A 2143-nucleotide genomic window follows, 5' to 3' on the forward strand; every position below is an offset into this window, starting at 1 on the left:
GTATAATAAACACCTTAGATACATATTGTAAAAAACATAAGATTTAGGTAGTGATCGCAAATGTATTCTTAATTGTGGCTCGCTAGAAATTAAACTAGTAAGAGGTGTATTAGTAGATGCTACAGTGAATAGTAATGGGATTTTTATGTTTTCAGGTAGTTTTTGAAAATATAATATTAAAATAAATAATACTGAGGCGACAGTATTAAAATAAAAATATCTCTCTTTTACCAAATTTGAAACAAAATAATTTTTAAACTTTAAAAAATGATTTGTATTTGAAAAATCATCTAAATACAAAAAATTATCATCTCTTAAAATAAAAATCCACTCAATAGCAATCATGAACAAAAGCAAATAAATTGATTTCAGTAAGAGAAACAATGATAGTGAAATAAAAATATAAAGTAATGATAAAAGATTAGTCACTTTATTATTAAAAGCTCCAAAACACCTAACTAATCTAAAGCTACTCATAATAACAAAAAGGGAAGATAATATAGGTAGTATCAAATTTANTAATTTTGCTTCACTAAAAAGAATGATTAACAATGACAATCTTTCGATTAGATTAGATGCAAACGCCACAAATATAAATTGGATATAAAACTTTGTGTTAGAAATAGGAAGTTGATAATATGCCTGGATTCTTTCTGATTTGAAATAAGATAAAAGTAGTTGCCAAGTACTTACTAAGGTAATTAGTGTTGCAGAAAATAAAAGATAGTTCGCATTGTTATGAGAAGGTATTAAATTTCGTATGAGTAAGACTAGTATTAAAGAGAATCCCAGAAAATAAAATCTTTTCCGTGAAAACAAATCTCTACATATGGATATCCATAACATTACAGATTTCCTCCTTATTTCCTGATGGACTCTAACCATTCAGACACATTTCCTTGGAATAAGTTTATGTGAGCATTTTCTAGAATATAAAGATAATCACAAACTCTTACGACACTCTCTGCAAAATGAGTACTTAACAGAACGGTACCATATTGCTTATACTCCAGTAACATCTTATATAAAAATTCCGTGGACTCGAAGTCTAAACCGTCAAACGGTTCATCTAAAATCAATAAAGGTCTTCTAAGATATAATCCTACTATCAAGAAAACTTTCTTTTTATTACCAGTAGAAAGGTCTCTGATCTCTTTTTGGCAATACTCTTCAAATTTAAATCCGTTAACTAGAAATTCCAATCTTTTTCTTTCTATCGAACAATTATAAAGTTGACAGACCATTTCCAAATATTGCAAAAAAGTCCAGTTTAAAAAGCTTTCACTTTCTGTAAATACTGTATACTTATTTTGTCGATAAAATTCTGAACTCAGCTGGACTTCTTTATCGAAAAACTTAAAATATTCCAGAGTAAAAACATTATTGTTAAATACACTACTTAAAGTTTTAATAAACGTTGTTTTCCCAGCACCGTTCTTTCCAATCAAACCATAGACTTTGTTCTGATTTAAAATTAAATCAATGTTATCTAATATTTTACTATTCTTAACATATGCAAAATTCAATTTTTTTAGTTCTAATAGAGTTGTCAAATTATCTCACTCCTTTATACAGATATACTCCACCCACTATCATAAAAGCAACTGCATAAAGATATTCTTTCATGAAAACAAACATAAATGCACCTACAAAAAAGCAAATAGCAATTGCGAGTCTAAGTTTTTTGTTCATTGTTTAATTTCCTTTCTAAGATTATTGGTACAAGGTAGCTAAAAAGTAATAACCATGTGCTACTATGGAAAATTTATCTCGTTTAAAAAAATAATGTAAAACCATTGGCTTTTTAATTCTTCCATTTGGATTGTCAATCTGGATGTTCTAAATAATGATTGTTCATCCTTAGTTATAACAAATAACTTACCTACTGTATAATATTATTATATCACCAGAAATCACCCTAGTATTTTTCATCCCTTATTTGCAATCAGTTACTATTAAGTACTCTCTCAATATACTTTTCCCATCTATCTACTAAATTCATACTTTCCAAAGTTTTCAGAAAGGCAATACACTTCCTCATCTCTAAAATATTACTCAATTCATTTGTCATTTTAAAACTGTAACAACTATCTATGAGGTAAAAAACTAATCTTTCATATAATTCTGTTTCATCAAAAAATAA

General features: G+C 27.5%; 2 protein-coding genes and 1 pseudogene. All 3 read right to left on the minus strand.

The window, feature by feature from the left end; translation table 11 throughout:
* A pseudogene (locus D8855_RS10710) lies at positions 1-345 on the minus strand (hypothetical protein); the annotation flags it as partial.
* 515 nt (positions 346-860) lie between these two features.
* Complete coding sequence (locus D8855_RS10320) at positions 861-1553, minus strand: ATP-binding cassette domain-containing protein (protein WP_125417220.1); 693 nt, start codon at positions 1551-1553, stop codon at positions 861-863.
* A 392-nt stretch (positions 1554-1945) separates the two neighbouring features.
* On the minus strand, positions 1946-2143 hold a 198-nt coding region (locus tag D8855_RS10715), incomplete at its 5' end, for an Rgg family transcriptional regulator (RefSeq protein WP_474104125.1).

It is taken from the genome of Streptococcus mitis (genome assembly GCF_003942685.1).
Taxonomy (GTDB): Bacteria; Bacillota; Bacilli; order Lactobacillales; family Streptococcaceae; genus Streptococcus; species Streptococcus mitis_CD.